Here is a 17953-nt window from a genome sequence, read left to right as displayed (position 1 = left end):
AACGCAAGGTAAAGGGGGCAGGCACGAATAGTGCGAAGCACCCTTCAGCCCACTTGGCTATTCGTACCTGCCCCCTTCTCCGATCAGCTCCCACATCATTTACAAAAATGCACCAGATCAGTGGTCCGCTTCATCCAGCTTCACGGCCGTTCCGTAGGCGAGCATCTCCGCTGCTCCGCCCATAATGACCGAAGTCGAGAAGCGAACGTTGACGACCGCATCGGCGCCGAGTTCCTTTGCTTCGGCAACCATCCGATCGATCGCCTGTTCACGAGCTTCGCCCATCAGCTTGGCATACTCGTGAATTTCGCCACCGACGATGTTGCGGAATCCTGCGATGATATCGTTTCCGATATGCCGAGCGCGTATCGTGTTGCCACGGACAAGCCCCAGAGATTCCGTGATGGTTCGACCGGCAACTTGTTCGGTTGTTACCACATTCATTAGATCTTTACCTCGTTGTATTTGTCCGTCTTATAGGAAATGATCCGCTGCCGCGCAACCGACAGGAATAGAAACAGGACGCCGAACCAAATCGCACTGATGGGCAATTTGATGTGAAGGGGTACATCGTTATCGATTGCGAACTCCCAGATCGCTAGGCTCAAGATCCAAGCGATCCCAGAGATCAACAGCGTCCAGCCGATTCCACGGCTCAAACGTGCAGGTCGGTCATTCATCATCTTCTCCCATCTTTCGTGATCCAGTTCGGATACAACATAACCATTCGAAACAGCCGCTTTGATTTCTTTCATTGCCGCCAGCTCTTCTCGACAGCTTTCGCAGGAACGTAAATGCACCTCAACGCGTTGGTGATCGCCCTGAGTCAATTCACCATCCAGGAAGCCGGAGAGGCGTTCGTTGATTTGGTTACAACTGGACATGCTTGTCTCGTCCCCCTGTGTGGGAAATCTGTTCTCGCAACTTTTCTCTCGAACGATGCAGCCGTGACATGACGGTGCCCGGCGAAATACCGAGCACGTCCGCAATCTCTGCATAGCGGAGTCCATGAAAATCTCGTAACAATAAGATCTCTCGCGATTCTTCGGAAAGTTGGTTTAATGCGTCGCGGACAATGTCCACCCCTTCCTTCTTAACGAGGTTGTCTTGGGGCAACCCCGAAGAACGATCGAGTGGGTCAAAATCTGATCCAGCGGAAACGGGCTGTGCCTTGCGTCGCATGTCCATGCAGCGGTTCTTGACGATCCGTAAGAACCAAGACTTGAGGGATCCGCGTCCCGAATCGAACGAAGCATGCTTGCGGAACAACTGGTGCATCGCGTCTTGAACCGCATCCGCTGCATCTTCTCGATGACTTAGCAATCGCAGCGCCAACGTGAATCCCTGGTTTCCCAGATCTTTCAGATCCTCGTTCGATAACGTTGCGATGTGGTCCATTTCAGGTCTGCCGTTTTGGAAAGCCCACGGCAACTTGCCGTCTCTGCCCACTACTACGATCAAAAACGAGTTCTATTCCCAAGAAAATTTCAAGAGTTTTGAATTGGACATGCGATGCGAGGTTTTGGCACCGCAACACCAAGTCAGGGAGCGTTACAGTCGATGCCGTCGAGCAACACGGCTTCTGGCCGATCCCTGGCCCTAGATTTGCACACAAACCGTCGTCGATGTTACCACAAAGCCGAGATCCAGATATTCAACTTGTTGCCTACAACGCCGATGATGACGTGCTTAGAATGCTGTCTCTCGTTGCTGTTGGCTGAGAAGGTTGATGAGCCCCTCCGTGACGGCTTGCTCCGTTTCGCCTGTTTGCTGACGGCTGAGGTAGTTGATCGTCATCAGCGCGTCAACGGCAGTGAGTTTTCCATCGCCGTTGCAATCGTAGTAGGGCGCGGGATGGTGCGTCGCATCAATCTCGCAAAGCTTGCCCGTTTCGGGATCGCTAAAGTAGCGATCGACAAGCTCGTTGATGAGGAGTAACGCATCGCCGGCAGTCACTTTCCCGTCGTCATTGATGTCTTCATGTAGCCTCGGGTTCTGCCATCCAGCAAGGAGCGGCGGTGGCACCATTGACAATGCATTGATCACTCGCACGGCATCCTCGGCCGTGAGCTTCCCATCATTAGTAACATCGAAGTAGGGTGGTGGGTGAACGGTGGATGTGACGGTAACAAGGGTGCCTGTTAGGTGATGACTGTAGCGACGGTCGGTTAGCTCGTTGATGATCAGCAGTGCGTCGTAGGGACTGATTTTGCCGTCGCCGCTTACATCGACCGACAGGTCGGCATTGTGCCATGTCAGCGTGTTCGTGCTTTCAAGCAAGACATTGCTGACCTGTGTACGACTGGTGTCTTCACCGAATCCGATCAGATCATAGAATACAGTGACGGCCGTTTCGGATATGAACTCGGGCAGTGCTGCTGTCACACGAATCGGAGCGGCCAGATCCGTGATCTTGTCGCCACTGTCCGTGATTCCCTCCACAGTGACGCCCGAGGCAAACCGAGTCGTGCCATCGGGTGCGATGTTCAGTATCGCGTCACCACCTGCAAGTCCAACCATTTCATCGCTGATCGATTGGATTGTATTTGTGGATAGAATCGCAACTTCGAACGCCTCGCTGGGATGATCGCCTTGGCCGACATCCAAGGTGATGCCGCCGAGCGTAAATGAGACGGAGCGGGTACCTTGCGGCACAACGAACGTTTGCGACAGGTCGCTGATCATGCCAACACTTTCGCTGATCGTTGCTTGGTTGTCCGCAACTCGAATATCGCCGACCATCGTCCAACCGAAATCGGCTGCATCGGGATGGGTTTGCGTGAACCTTCCATTGGTCACCCCATGCGAGATGCCATCATTGGCGGCCAATAAGGCTTCGCGAATGGGGGTGAAACCAATCACCGCCGCAGTCAAGTCGCCATCAACCGCTAGGCTCGCGAATCCGAATTGACTTGAATCTAGCGCCGCGGCGATCGAATCGACTTCCGCGGGGGACGGCGTTTTGCGCACCCCGAGCTGGATCGATCCGGCCATCAGCAACGACGCGTGTCGGCTGGAATCCAATTCGCTACCGCTCGGATCCAACCATAGCGTCTCGGTCGATGTGGCGACATATTGCCTGCCTTGGCGATTGGACGCTTGATTCAAATCGAACCCATCAAAGGACTCCGTGAAGCCGTAGAGGTGCCCCAGTTCATGTTGCATGACCGACAAGACGTCAAAGCGGCCAATCGCTGGATCCTCGCTGGCTTTCATGATTCCGTCTGTGTCGACCAAAAACTCGGTATCGCTCGATGGTGTTGGGTCAACGAACCAACCATGGCCGGCGGCGTCGTCATCAATGACGATGGTCGCTTCGATCGGATGACCGTTCTGATCGATTCTGTCAAGCGTCGTGTATCCAAGCCGCGTGCCACCAAGCGATTCGACTCGCAAATGGATCGTGGGTTCGGGGAGGTCCAAGTCGGTCGAGTGCCAACGGCTCATCGCTTCGATCAGTGCAGGTCCAAGCTCGTTCGCCGTGACGATGCTTCGCGATGTCGACGACTGGACCACTGCCGAGTGCATCATACCGCTGAGGATTGTGCGTGAGGCTCCACCTAGTTGCGCAGCAGGGTCCAGGTGAGGCGAGTAGTGGGCAACGACATCGAATGAATTGCCATTGGTGATCACGCTAATGCCACCGCGATCGATCGGCGTGCTTCGTGCCGCAGCGGCGTCGGCGATCTGTGCCAGTTCTTGATTTTGGTACACATACCATTCCACCGGCACTTCAACACCGGTCTTGCGAGCGGTTCTGCCGATGAAAGATTGTGGATCCGAATACTTGACGATGGCACTAATTGCGTCTCCGCCGGGAAGTCGCTGAATTTTGCCGTTGGGAAACGTCACCTGAGCTTCTTTGAAGACGCTCAGCAGGTTATTGCCACCGCCCTTGACGATGAGTCCCATATCGACATCCGTGGTCCCTTCCATCATCGGACTCTTGGTGATATCGGCTAGCGTCCTCCATGCCTCCAAGGGTTTTTGCAGGGTGCCGTGTAGTCGCTGGAAATTCCCCGAGTAAACGTCTTTGATGAAGTCCGCACGAAATGCGATCTGGCTCAACGTCGCACCGGCTGTTCCTTGCAGCATCAGCGCGACGACTCCACCTTTGTTGATACCTGGAACCTCGAGCTTGCCGTTATTGATGGCACGAGCAACGTCGGCAAGATCCTGGACATCTTGCCGAGTCGTGAAAGGAAGATCCAGAATCTCAGCGAATTCAGAAGGTGCAGCGGTGATCAGCCGGTCCGCTAAGTGGTTGAACGGCCCCTCGAACGAGTAGGGATGATCGGTGAGAATTTTCTTCATCGCCTGGGCTTGCTGGTAGCGCGTGTAGCCAACGACATCCATCGGTTGTCGTCCACTTGGGAACAATTCCTTCATCCCCCGTTCATACGCTCGCAACCCAGCCCGCTGTTTCTGCAACGTTCCCACATGGCTTCGCAACAGCGACTCCATGTTCTTGGTCTGCTGCGTTGTATCGCCTGTCTTGATGTAGAATTTCAGTGCTTCGTGTTGAGCGATCGCTTTTTCCAAGGTGGGATACATGCGATTGAGAACTTCTCCCTTCACACGATTGATCATCTTTGGCAGCTTGTTTTTGATGCCCAAATGGGAAAACGGCGCAGACAGGGTTGGCGCAGCGGGATTGTTGACCCGAATCAGCGTCGATGCATGCAAGGCGATCGCTTGCTCGCGAAGGGAAGCCTTCGCTGTTGATGTCAACATGGCACCGCTACGATTGATTTCGGCATCGACCATTTGGCCAATCAGTTTGCGGTACACCGGGTTGTGTTCGGCGTTGAATTGAATCACTCGATTCTGTGTCGCTTCAATTCGAGAGGTGTAACCAGTGCCTCGGATTTCGTCGATGAAAGCGCGGCCAGCATTGCATGCGCGGTTTCCTTGCGTGTTCAAATCCAGCGGGTAATCCCATTTGGCTGACGTTGCTGCCGAGATCAGATCTTGTTCCATCTTGACCAGTGCGGGGGTCATCTCCGCCAGCTCAGGATTTTTCGCGATGTCTTTTTGCAACATTTTCATCGACAACTCGCCCCGTTCTCCGATCCGATTCACGGCAACCGAGCGGATTTGATGATCCAAGCTGCCGTGCCATCCTAGCTTTGCGGCTTGTGCGGCATCGATCAGTCGGGCAAATTGCTTGAACGTATTCGTTTGGAAATCGGGCGGCTTGATCTGATTGCGGATCGCAATCGCGTCGGCGTTGCCAGCGAGCGATTGTCGATAGGTTTGGACATCCGCTTGGTACTGCTGCAATCGAGTCACATCCGAAGCGAGGCCTTTGAGGTTTTTCCCAACTCCTAACAAATACGGGATCGTTCCGTCTCGGACCTGGCCAACGGTTCCTGACCATTCCGCCTTCATGACTGCGAAGTCGCCCTTGACACCTTTCGAGGTCGTACTTAAGCCGGTCGTTGCGTGATAGGAAGCGACGTCGCCAATCAATCCCGTCGTCGATCCCATCAGCCGACTGTCCATTGCATTGAGGTTTTTCTCATAGGCGAGCGCAACATAGACGTCAGCCGAGTTGAGCGCAACACTGGCGTAGGTGCCAACAGTGGGTCCAATCGCAGACGCGCCAACCGTCAGCAGCAATTTCACGCCGTCCCAAAGTTCAAATCCCTCACGTCCTGGCTGCTGACTTTGCTTGACGAGGCCATAGGCCGTTTTCCCGGTGGCGTATGCCGTGTAGTAGACCATGTAAGGGGCGGTCACCGGGTTGGTCGACAACGCAACCGTCGCTGCAATGGTCGCGAGTGCTTCGACTGCAATATTGGTACTACTGATCGTCCCCATCGCAAACGTCATGACATTGAAGTTGCCAACCGACATGTTCTTCTCAAACGCCAACCGGCTATCGGTCACCGCATCGCGAACCGACCTCATTTGGTCGAAGTAAGGGTTGGCCATCGCCGATGGGATTCCCGATAGTCCGGTCGGATCGGCCATGTTGATTGGATCCGACATGGCATAGCGGTATTGGTTCGGATCGCCGGCGGACAATCCGATCGGATCGATACTCACAAAGCGTCCGTTCGTTGGGTCATAGTATCGGGCGCGGAAGTTGTACCAGCCGAGTTCCGGTTCGTAGCTGTGGCCCGTGAAGAAGTAGCGATTGAAGACGTTGGGATCGAGCCGCGAGACAATCGCCCCATAGGCCGAATAGCGAAGGTGATCCAATCGTTGACCATCGGCACCGACCAAATCACGGACCGTGCCGAGATGATCGGGCAACAACCAAGTCGTGCTGCCTTGGTGGTCTTGTGCCAATGGCGTGTCCCCGGACGCTCCATGCAAGTAAACCACATCGACCACCGGACCGGCTCCGACGCCCAATCCGCCAACGTCAACGACCTCGAACAGCACATCATCTGCGTTGTAAAGATAGCCGCGCCATGTGACAGGCTTATTCCCCACGCCATCCGGATCCACGCGTTTCCAGACACGTCGATTCAGAGCGTCGTAGCCGATCTCGACGACTTCGACCAGATTGCCGTTGGCGTCTTCGGTGATCGAGGCGAGCAACCGATTGCGGTGGTCCCATTGGTAGTGCATGACCTCACCGGTTTCGATCGCCGTCTGAGTTATCAAATTTCCTTCGGCATCATAGTCGTAGTAAAACATGCCGTCGCTGGCTAAACGATTTTGCTCGACATAACTGTAGCCATCCCCGTGCTCACTGCTCGCAGTGCGGTTCCCGACGTCATCAAGCGTGAAGGATTCATCCGCCATTTGTGGATCGGTGTTCGATACGGAGATCAACCGACCACTCGCGTCGTATTGGTAAGTGGCGCGGCCGTATTCATCTGCAATCGATGTAATGCGCGCGTCAGCGTCGTAGGTATAACGGTATTGATTGATCGTCCCAGTCGTCGCCGAACGGTGTTGGATTTGGTCAATCAATTGCCGGTCGTTCAGCAATGTGGTGGTCGTCAAGACCCTCGCATCATCGCTTCCGTACCGGCGAATCTCTTTATAGACCGAAACGCCATCGTGGTACTCAAACTCAACTCGCTTGCGGTTCACCGCTGTACCGGTTTGCTCGATTTCAACCAAACGATCATCGGTGGTACCGTAGGCGTATGCTTCCTGAATGATGCCATCTTGCGATCCCAATGACGCAGTGAAGCTCGTCGTCTGGCCAAGTTTGTTTCTTTCGTAGTTGATCGCCAACGGGGCGACGCCAACGGCGATCGACGTTGTGACGGCAGTGACTTGCGAAGTCGCATCATCGGCAAAGGCAAACGTGTTCGATGCCTCTCCCCTTGAAGCGTTTGTCATCCGCCCCAGCACGTCGTAGGTAAACGACAAGCTGTTGGTGGTGCTTCCAGTTGCATCAAGCCAATCTTCTTGCAGGAGACGCGAATTTCCATCGTAGTGGCGAACGGTCACACGTCCATTGCGGTCCACGTAACGCGTTGGATTCCCGGCCGGATCATACGTGTAAGTGCGACTGCCGAATTTGTTGGTGTCGTTAACCATTCGGTGCATCGCATCAAATTCAAAACTCGTCACGTTTCCTTCCGCGTCCATCACTCGACTCAGGTTGCCAGCCTTGTCGTATTCGAGCTGTGTCAAACCACCGTCGGACTGTCGAATCGATCGCTGCAAGTTCAATGCGTCGTAGACGTAGACCACAGGATTGCTTTGTCGAGCATCTTGTTTGGTCAACAGATTTCCAACAGCGTCATAGCTATAGGTGTAGTTGTGATCCTGCCCATCCGATTCGCGTGCCAGGCGGTTCAGTTCGTTGTATTCGAACTCACGTCGGATATCGCCGACGGTTGCGGTCACCAGATTGCCGGCATCGTCGTAGCTGCGATTTTCGGTTTCCCCCGATCGCGGCTGAATCGTCACCACCCGTTGAACCTTGTCGTAGTCGGTCGCCAAGGACAAATTGCCTGCCGCATCGACCTGTTCGATTCGATACCCCGCATCAGTATCGAGATAATTCCAATGGGTAACCAGGTCGTCTGCACCCTCACGCTCGACGGTTTCGGAAACCATTCGACCGACGAGGTCGTAATCCCGAGTAATCACATGGCCGAGTGCATCGACAACGCGAACTTTCTGGCCGGCGTTGTTGTACTGAAACTTTTGGACCGCTTCCGCCGGATTGGCGGGTGTGCCAACTTGCTGAGTGATCTGGGTTACCCTGCCAAGCCCATCGACTTCGGTGTAAACGGTATAGAAATCTCCACGAGCGGGAGTCATGGCGATCAAATGTCCCACGGAATCGTATTCATACTTTTCAACGATCCAATCCTCTTCTGCGTCCGGTGATCCGATGCCGGGGGTCGTGGGTGTTCCGGCGTGTCGACGCTGCTCGATCATGCGATTACGAGCATCGTAAACCGTCTCGGTTCGATAGTAGTCGCCTCGCGGATCGATTTGCGCAACTTGTCGCCCGAGTGAATCGTATTCGTATCGCGTTGTGATTTCTTGCGGGGTGTCGACGGCTCGAGTGACCGAGAGAGGCATCTTCCTCGCGTCATAGATCGATTCGCTAACGACACCGTTACGGTCAATGATTCGGACAACGTTCCCGACGGCATCGTATTCTTGGAAACTCGACTGCCCGGCGGCATCGATGGACTCGACGACACGGCCCAACCGGTCGCGAATGGTTTGCGACGTACGACCGAGCGGATCCCTTGTGGTGACTTCAAGTCCCGTGCCCGAGTACTCATAAACGGTCGTTTCATTTTCAGCGTTGGTGGTTGTTTGTAGACGATTCAAAGCATCGTAGGTGTTGTTCGTGGTGCCATAGACATCGGTGACCGCCAAGACGTTGCCATACCGATCGTAACGGTAAGACGTTTGTTCCCCGATTGCGTCGGTGGTCGATGTGACACGGCCAACCGCATCGTACGCGTGCCGAGTGATGTAATCGTTGCCGCCAATACCGATATGCAGAGTCCGATTTCCTTCGGCGTCGTAGGCGAACGTTTCGGTAAGGTGTGACGGGCCGCTCGCTGCCAACACGGCATACGTCGTCGAAGTGATCTGTCCAGCGGCATTGACCGTGTGCGCCGTAGCATAGTCGTCACCGCGAGGGTCGATGCTGCGAACGAGGTTTCCGGCAAGATCGTACTCAAACCGGTCGACTTCGATTGTTGGGTTCTCCTCGCGACCCGCGCTGTAGCGTACTTCGATGGGAAGACCGCGATGGTCAAAGACCGTTTCCGTTGCAAAGTCGTCACCGCGTGGGTCAATGACACGAGTGACATTGCCGATTCCGTCGTATTCCATTCGAGTCGTCACCAGTTGACCGGGGTCGGCTGCAGAACCGGTTGCATAGTGAGTGGCAATCATCCGGTTCGCTCCGTCATATTCCATCGTTGTGTCGGCCCAATCGCCGCGAGGATCCCCGATTGCAATTCGATTTCCTGCGAAGTCATATTCGTAAGTCGTGGTGTCACCTTCCGCATTCGTCTCGCTGCGAACCATCGACCGACCATCGTAAACTCGCTCGATCACCGATGGCCCATTGGCATTGGAAAGTGGCCCCGTGACGCGGACTGCGTTTCCGAGCGCGTCATATTCGGTGATCGTTTCTAATCCAGTCGCATCGATCACCTTGGTCATGCGATTCAAGCGGTCGTATTCCATTTGCGTGGTACGCGTCGGCGTCGCACCCTCGCCGACTTCGGTGATGGTAAGTGCATTTCCAATCGCGTCCAATTCGTACTGCGTGACCGCACCGAGTGAGTCGATCATCGAGATTTGACGGCCGGCGACGTCGTAGCTGAATACCGTTGCCCGAATGTCTTCGCCAGCGTTTTCACGAGGATTGTGAATCGCTTTGATTGTTCCGCCGGGGAAATACTGATAAGTGGTAACGGCGGCGGCGAGCGGTTGATCGGCTGAGCCTCGAGGAACCGATTGCGATTCGACTCGCCCAAGCGGATCGACCACCCTACGAACCGTATAGTACTCACCCCGTGGGTCTTGTTCGGCGATCAGGTTGCCTGCTTCGTCGAACTCATAGCGAGTGATTGCAAGCGGCCCCGGGTCCGCTTCGGTCCCGGTCGGTTCGATCATCGCGACCAAGCGATTGCCGCCATCGTATTCAAACTCAACAGCATGAAACGCACCGCGTGGATCGACGGAACGGACAAGGTTGCCCACCAAGTCGTACTCCGAAATCGTCTCAAGCACCGTCGGTCCCGTCGTCGCGACAACGACATTTTGTCGACTGACCGTTCGATTGTAGAGCGGGTCGTATTCATACGTCGTCGCATACTCTGGTCCACGCGGATCTTCGTAACGGACTAAATTGTCCGCCAAGTCGTAGCTGAATTTTTCAATCGCGATTTCGTCGCTGCCCATCATGCCAATCGGCGAATGCGTTTCGGTCAGCCGCCCCAGTGGATCATAGACATATTCGGTAACAAATTCGCCGGGTGTCGCTGCGTCAAAGGTTCTTGGGTCGATTTGCTTTGTGATGTTACCAAGTGCGTCATATTCCGTTTCTGCGCGATAGCCGCCTGTATCCACCACCGCAATTCGCCGACCCAGTGCGTCATAGAACATCTGTGTTGCGAATGCGTTGTCGCGATCATCGATGTTACAGGTCGTCAAGTTCGCTCGTGGATCCACCGTCAGCAACACGTTACCGCTGTCGTCCGTCACGAAGCAGGTCGTGTTGCCCAAAGCGTCTCGCATCGACGTACGATTACCGAGAGCATCGTATTGGAATTCCAGCGCTGCGGTGCTGACTCCATCGAGCGAAGGGGTATCGATTCGCGTCGTGTTACCCGCTGCATCGTACTGGTAGCGAGTTTCTTGGTCCAATGCGTCGTATTGCACGGTCAAACGTCCAGCGGCGTCATAGTCCATTCTTGTTTCTAAACCACCACCGCGCGGATCGGTTTGCCGAACGGGCTGCCCCACGTCGTTGTATTCCGTAACGATTTCGTAGGGTTTCGGTGAAGCCACGGTTCCCGAGTTCCCTGATTCTTTGATTTGGCGATTCATCTTGTCGTGTTCAAACGATCGCTTGTAGAAGTCGCCCCGTGGATCGCTCAGCGAAATCAAGTTTCCCACTACGTCGTATTCGTACGTCGTCACGGCTGGCTTCGTCGAGTCTTTCGCGATAATCGTTGTTTCGGGGCGCAGCAGCGAATCGAACGTGGTGACGACGCGTTGGCCCATTGGATCGATCGTCTCTTGGACCATTCCCAATGGGTGGTAGATCGTTTGCGTTGACGCTGCGATCGTCGATCCAGCCGCCATCGTCTGTTTGACCACTCGATTCAACTTGTCATGAGTGAAATCGGTTCGCGCCGCCGAGCCACGTTGATCGATGATACTGGTCATGTTGCCCGTCGCGTCGTATTGGTACGTGGTCACGTATCCCGCAGCATCGCTCGCTTCCTGCAATCGGCTGCTGAGGTCGTATACGTACTCCGTGACATCGTTGACAATTCCCTCAAGTGTCAGTCGCTGTCGGGTGATCTTCGTCGCGTTGTCACTTAAGTCATACTCGTAGCGGGTGGAGCGACCTTGTGCGTTGGTCGTCTTCGTTAGACGGTTGATTCGGTCATACTCGAACTGCGTCTCGATCGGCGTATCCTCGGTCGATCGCGGATCGATGATCCGTGTTTGATTGCCCAGCAAATCGTACTCGTATCGAGTTGTCTCACCGAGCGGATTGATGCTGGTGATCAACCGGTTCAACTCGTCGTACTCGTACGTTTGTCGGAACACCGCATTGTCACGATCGCCTTCCGCACGGGGGTCGACAGTTGCGATGCGGTTTCCGTTACCGTCATAGACATGGTGAGTGATTCCGCCTCCTGCATCCGTTTGCGTGACCAGCAGTCCCCGTTCGTCATAGACCATTGTAACCGAGGCCGCTCGTCCATTGGTTACCGATTTGAGTCGCCCGCTGGGGAAGTACTCGTTGTCCGTGCTCGCCAGTTGGTTAACGGTTGTGTGGATCACTCGCCCGCGCTCGTCCAATTCATGCTCGGTCGTTCGCTTTGCCTCTCCCTCGACATTTTCAATCACACGAATCGGATGATTGGCGGCGTCATGTTCGAAGCGTGTCACGACTCCAAGGGGGTTTGACGTCTCGGCAATCGTGTCGAACAAGTTGTAAACGGCTGTGGAAACCTGATCGCCTGTCGCTGGATTGGTTACGATCGTTTTGATTTGGCGGTTTGCGTCATCATAGACCGTCACGATTTCTTCCGTCGTCGGTCCGGTTTTTCTGATTTGCCGTCCGCGTCCATCGACGTTGAAGACAATATTCCCACCGTTGGGCATCGTGATGCCGACCATTTGCTGAGCCGCGTTGACGTGATACCTCGTCAGCCGTCCGATTTCATCTACCACCATCATCGGTTGGCCAAACTTGTTTTCCACCAACAGCGAAACATTGCCAGCTGAATTCTTTTCGTAACGGTAGGTGTACGACGAATCGAACGGAACCGCAGCATCAACCGACATTTCCCCATACGCATAGGCATACTCGGTCGTTGCATCGAGTTTCCCCGCAGCTTCGATGCGTTTTGTCGGACGATCGTAGAGGTCGTACTCGTACAGCGTCACATTTCCGTTGCCATCCACTTGTTTGACGACGTTGCCATGTGCGTCATATTCACTGGACTGCGTGTAGGTCATGTCATCAAGGGATACGTCGATGGTATGACGACACTTGAAGGGTGATTTGAAGCCTGCTGATCCGCTACTGTCCCAAGAAAGTGATGACGGCTCCCGACGGAACTTCCACAAATACCGCCCCGTTACGAACCTCGTAGTTTCCGGCTGGGCTGAAGTTCTCGTCGCCGCTTGTGGTGATGAAGGCCGAAAACGACTTCGAATCCGTTCCCGATATTTGAACCGACACGTTTTTCGTTCCCTTGCTCAAGTTCGCGACAACAAATGCATCGGCGTTGTCAGTTTGTTCGCGGCTGAAGCCAATCACGGCGACTGCGGAGTTCATTGCAAACGTTTCGGCCACGCCCATACCGGGCTGACCGGCACGCGATACCTGTTTATAGAAGTAGTATCCTTTGCGCACCTCGTAGTTGCCGTCTTCATCCACTTTAATTGCAGAACCCGGGTTCGGGTCACCGCCAACCCAGTGGGTCGGACGTTGAATGCCTGCCCAAGGGATGATTGCGTTGACCTTCGAGGTATAAATATTGCCATGAATCTCTTTGACGAAACTGGCGTCCATCGCTGACCAACTGGTGGATGTAACCCAGGAGTGCAAGCCAGGACGCTGTTCTCGCAGCAAGTCGTTGGTCACGCTGTTGTGTTCTCCGAACCAATGTCCGTACGCACCACGATAAAACCCATGAGACGTGATTAAACCCAGCCCGTTGACTGCATCGGTGTCTTTGGCGATTCCGTGCGCCAATCCCCAAGCGGCAAAGCGATACCAATTCGATGGTTCCCCCGGTGTCATGCCGACGTCATCCAATCCATGTTCCTTCAACAACGCGGGCATAAACTTTAGGAACTCGTTGATTTGTTCAACGGGCCAGTAAAGGTTGTAATCATGATTGCGCCGTTCGGTCAGTCCTTCGTGGTTCCAACGATGCCAGTCCTCGCCTTCGTTGTGTAAGGACAAATACTTCACTGGCAATTGTTCCTCTTCCCTGAGGAACTTGACCCAGTCGATCATGTAGAGCGCGAGTTCCTTCTTGAACTTGGGATCAAGGTCGCGTCCTCGATTGGCCTTCTGAAGCGTCATGAAACCGGGAGGCCCGTACAGGGTCGTGATGATCTGCAAATCGTCTCCACGCTGCCGAGTAAGCTTCAGCCCTTCCTTGACGAAATAGCGCATATTCCTTGTGGTTGATTCATGGTCATAGGACCCACCGGGTTCCTGCTGGTGATTGGCGCCCAAAAACATCTTCACCAAGCCAACCTTTAAACCCTCCTCGCCAAAGACCAATTGAACGATCTCCTGCTTTTCCTGTTCATCGAGCAGGCTGAATCCGCCGTACTCCTGGTTGAATTTCGACATGTCATAGGAATGTGCTGTTTCGACATAGTTGAATCCGAATCCATCCCAGGTCCGCAGCGGATTGTCAAAGAAGACACCGGCACGAACCGCAGAGAAATCCTTCGCCTGTGCAAACAAGTTGGTGGCACAACAATGAATCGAAAAGCAGACAATCAGTAATCGCGTGGTGGTTTGCATGGTAGGTTCCTGTTGGGCACTGCGGACCCGTTAGATTGGCAACGGAACCGTCAGGGGATCCATGGTCTCGGAGCGTTCGATTTCCATCTTACAAAATGAACGCCCCTACTGCCTGCGTCTTTTGACGCAATACGGGTCGCGAGAGGATACAGGTTGCAATCCAACGGTCATTCATCGAGACTGATGACAGGATCACCCGGCGGCGCTGAGGGTTTTGCCATTCAAGAATGCCCGACCTCGCCGCTCAGGTGGTTTTCCCTCGTTTCAGCTAGTCAAGCGCTCCTTCGTTTCCTTTCGACTCGAAAAAATGAATCCTTCTGTTTGCCCCAAGCTTGTCTTGGTTTTGTGTCTGGTGTCCTCTCCGACGTTGCTGGCAGAGGACGGGGCGATGCGTGTTTGGCGCGATCGCTCAGGTTTTTTTTCGCTCAGCGCCACCATCGTGGGCGTTGAACGCAGCGAAGCAGGTCCTAAGATCAAGCTTCGGAAAAGCGACGGAGACGTTGTTGAGGTGCCCTATGCGTTGTTCTCAGACGAGGACCAGGAGCATTCGGTCGCATGGTACCGAGAACAGCGAGCGAAGCCGAAAGTTGCTACAGCGCCCGTGCTGCCTAAGGTCGGTGATCGCGTGAAAATCAAATGGGGCAATTCTTGGTGGAAAGGCGTAATCGAAGAGGTTGATGGCGAGCGATTTCGGTTTGATTATGACGGATGGGACTCTTCACCCGACGAGTGGCGGACGGCCGATCAGTTGCGATGGGAAGACGACACCGCGGTGATTCCTGGAAGCCTCACGGATCCGGCTGCGCCTTCGTCCGTGTCCTCCGTGACCAACAAGACGAAGCCAGCCACAAACTCTTCGGCAAAACCCGTTCCGGCGAACTTGGCAGTGACGCCCCAACCCACCGTCACGACGATGGACCTGTCACATTACGAGGGATCGACAGACACGAATTCCAAATTTCCACAAGGACTCTCGCCCCAGGAAACACTCGATTACCTGCAGCAGCAGGCCACGCGTGGCAATTTGCAGGCCTTTTGGGACTGGGTCCCGGATGACTTTCGCGATTACCTTGCTAGTCAGGAGCATCGCGACGCCCTCAAGGTCCTGGATCAGGTCAGTTCAAAGGGGCTGGGGCAGGCGCATTTCCTCAAGGAATTGGTCGCTGCACTGCGCAAGCGTCGAGCCTTTGTGCTAAACAATCCGGTCGTCCAGATGCTGCTTGAGGATCAGCCGAACGTTGATGCTTTCGCGAGGGTCTACGAGCCCGCCACCGACTTGCTCCATGAGTTCACCCAATTGGTTGGCAGTATCGATGACGAGATCCGAGGAGACGGATTTGATGCCGCTTTTCGTCACCGTTGCGACCGCGTCGGCACACACGTCGCGACGCTCCTTGCGTTGGCTCCAGCGGAACAACTGCAGTCATTCTGGGATCGCTTCGTCATTACGGAGGAGGCAGAGGGTGGGACATTGACCCTGGTCTATCCAACGGGTCAGCGGAAGACGTTTCCGCTGGTTCGCATCAACGGGCGATGGATGCCGCGGCCTCTTGCGGAAAGCCTGTTGACGATACCTACGGCGCAGCGAGCGAAGGCCAAGGAGGTTCAATCGCTTTCCAAAGCTGCCCTGGAGGGACGCATCGTGGGGACCAGCATGGCACGTGGTTTCAAGGACGCCAGCTACATGAGTTTGGCCGAAAGGTTCCAAGAAGCGGCCGCCGCCGAAAATCAGAAGGAATTTGACGCAGCGATCCAGCGAGCCCTCGTGGCACTCCAAGCCAGCGGCGTTCTCGGTCAATGATTAATGCTCCCGGTCGTTGCTCACCAATCGTCTGCCGTTGTTGACGTCGCCCCAGCCGATGCAAACGACGCTTGCTGTCGACTGCCGTGCACAAACCGAGCCCACGTCAATCCACCAAATATTCGGATATCATTGACCATCACTGCGATTTTGGTTTGTTGACCCCACGATTTTGGATCATCCCATGCGACCTCCATTTCTGCTCATTCTCTGTTTGCTCGCGACGCAGACCCTTGTTACCAACACAAGCGAAGCCGCCCCGCCATGGCCAGAGAACCCGTTTATCCGCCAGCAGGTTGAGGATGCGCTACCGAAAACGACGGCGACGTCGAATGGTACTGCGTACGCCCAGAGTGGGACGCGTGGGGCCTCGTATGTTGCGCTGGGATTGCTCTGGCGGAATCAAAAACACGACCGGGCGACGGCGATTGCCATTCTGCGAGAGCTTGTCAAGCTGCAGCACACCGATGGACCCGGCAACGCGAAGCACGGTGTTTGGAGAACACGGTTGAACGAAACAAAGGTGGACTACAACTGGCGCGAGTTCGTTGGCTGCTCACTGATTTTGACGCTCGAAGAATTCGGTGACCAACTGCCCACGGATCTGGTGCAGGAGATTCGACAGGCGTTGCTTCGCGCAGCGCAGGGAGCGAAACAAAGGAATGTCGGAACCGGCTACACGAATATCGCCATCATGAGTGCCTTTCTGATGGACTACGTTGGCACGCACGAGCATCGCGACGATTTGCAATCACTTGCACGCAAGAATGCGGCGGCGATTTTCGAGAGCTACTATCAACACAAGACCTTTGACGAATACAACTCGCCGACCTACTACGGCGTCAACTTCATGGCGCTGGGGATGTGGCGTAAGCATGCATGTTGGGACTCGATGCGTTCCATGGGTGCACAGATGGAGGCTGACCTCTGGCACGATGTTGGTGAATTCTATCATGCCGAGATGAGAAATATGTGCGGGCCGTTCGTTCGTTCCTATGGTATGGACATGTCGGAATACGTGGCCATCACGGGCATTTGGATTGGCATGGCCCTCGGAGAACAGCAGCTTGCTCCTCTTCCCCAGGGACCCGGTCGCAAGAGCGAGGAACGGAGCTACTCGCCGGTCATCGCGATCCTCAAGCCCGTCGTGCCCGCTGAGGTTCTGCCCCGGTTGGCGGAATTCCGTGGCGGACCGCGAGCCTTGGAGCGTGTTTGTAGTCGCGGAATCGTGACCGCATGGATCGACAAGAACTTGATGATGGGAGCCATGCAGCTCGAACGCCGCTGGGAGCAACACTTCCCCGCGACGATCCATTGGAAGGTCGGGTCAGAAATCGGTTGGTTGATGATGCACGGAACAACCGAACACGTGGCACCAGCGATTGTGGGACAATCGCTGCAGATCGAGCGGACCGGAGAATCCAAGGATCCGATGCTGTTTTACGTTGCAGCGCCACGGATCGATGAGGAGCAGGTCTTGGGTGAAACGTGGAACTTACCAGGATTGACACTCCAGCCAATCTTCAGCAAAGGCGTTACGATGCAAAGCGTCAATAAGGTCGATCATCCGTGGTGGGGAGAATGCCTGGAAGTGAAGATCCAAGCCCCAGCGAAATCGACACTCATCCTACGCCCGACGGCGTCAGGTCAAGCGATACGGTGACCTTTGAAATGACCCACGAAACGTTGACAGTGGTGTTTTGCTCTATTTGGCTTCGTTCACCTTCACCGACTTGACCCTCAACTTCACGTCATCATAAGCGGCAAGATCACGGGGGACATCCGCAATCGCAATAGCATGCGCAAGATTCAGCCAGGTACGAGTGGTCTTGATGTTAATCGCTGCATCATCACGCAGCCGTTTCAGATATTCTTGTTTCTCGGGATTGGCTTCAAGCATCGCAATGTTCTGCTGCGACAAAAGAGCCTTCGCACGGCACTTACCACTGCGTAATCGCGGTTCG

At 54.7% G+C, this 17953-nt stretch carries 8 protein-coding genes; 2 read left to right on the top strand and 6 right to left on the bottom strand.

The window, feature by feature from the left end; all coding sequences use genetic code 11:
- Positions 1–117 precede the first annotated feature (117 nt).
- From Poly41_RS24595 to Poly41_RS24575, 5 genes are all read right to left on the bottom strand, one after another.
- Positions 118–444, bottom strand: coding sequence for a YbjQ family protein (locus Poly41_RS24595; RefSeq protein ID WP_146529916.1), 327 nt, complete (start codon positions 442–444; stop codon positions 118–120).
- On the bottom strand, positions 444–884 hold the full coding sequence (locus Poly41_RS24590) for an anti-sigma factor family protein (protein ID WP_197231601.1): 441 nt from the start codon (positions 882–884) through the stop codon (positions 444–446). Before Poly41_RS24590 ends, Poly41_RS24595 begins: the two co-directional genes overlap by 1 nt.
- A complete protein-coding gene (locus tag Poly41_RS24585; protein ID WP_146529912.1) occupies positions 871–1398 on the bottom strand; it encodes an RNA polymerase sigma factor in 528 nt (175 codons plus the stop codon). Before Poly41_RS24585 ends, Poly41_RS24590 begins: the two co-directional genes overlap by 14 nt.
- Before the next feature lie 291 nt (positions 1399–1689).
- The gene (locus tag Poly41_RS24580) at positions 1690–12657 is read right to left on the bottom strand and encodes a dockerin type I domain-containing protein (RefSeq protein ID WP_146529910.1); all 10968 of its coding nucleotides are present in this window, start codon (positions 12655–12657) and stop codon (positions 1690–1692) included.
- A gap of 64 nt (positions 12658–12721) precedes the next feature.
- Positions 12722–14188, bottom strand: coding sequence for a glycoside hydrolase (locus Poly41_RS24575; protein WP_146529908.1), 1467 nt, complete (start codon positions 14186–14188; stop codon positions 12722–12724).
- A gap of 307 nt (positions 14189–14495) precedes the next feature.
- Here Poly41_RS24575 and Poly41_RS24570 point away from each other — a divergent pair, with 307 nt between their 5' ends.
- The gene (locus Poly41_RS24570) at positions 14496–15989 is read left to right on the top strand and encodes an SHD1 domain-containing protein (RefSeq protein WP_146529906.1); all 1494 of its coding nucleotides are present in this window, start codon (positions 14496–14498) and stop codon (positions 15987–15989) included.
- Positions 15990–16173: 184 nt separating this feature from the next.
- On the top strand, positions 16174–17652 hold the full coding sequence (locus Poly41_RS24565; RefSeq protein WP_146529904.1) for a hypothetical protein: 1479 nt from the start codon (positions 16174–16176) through the stop codon (positions 17650–17652).
- Between the two features lie 42 nt (positions 17653–17694).
- On the opposite strand, the gene Poly41_RS24560 is transcribed toward Poly41_RS24565, so the two are convergent.
- Positions 17695–17889 (bottom strand): hypothetical protein, encoded by a 195-nt coding sequence (locus tag Poly41_RS24560; RefSeq protein ID WP_146529902.1) that lies wholly within the window; start codon positions 17887–17889, stop codon positions 17695–17697.
- Positions 17890–17953 lie beyond the last annotated feature (64 nt).

This window comes from Novipirellula artificiosorum (assembly GCF_007860135.1).
GTDB classification, from domain to species: domain Bacteria; phylum Planctomycetota; class Planctomycetia; order Pirellulales; family Pirellulaceae; genus Novipirellula_A; species Novipirellula_A artificiosorum.
Note: the sequence above shows the minus strand (reverse complement) of the source record. Positions and strands in the feature narration are given on the sequence as shown.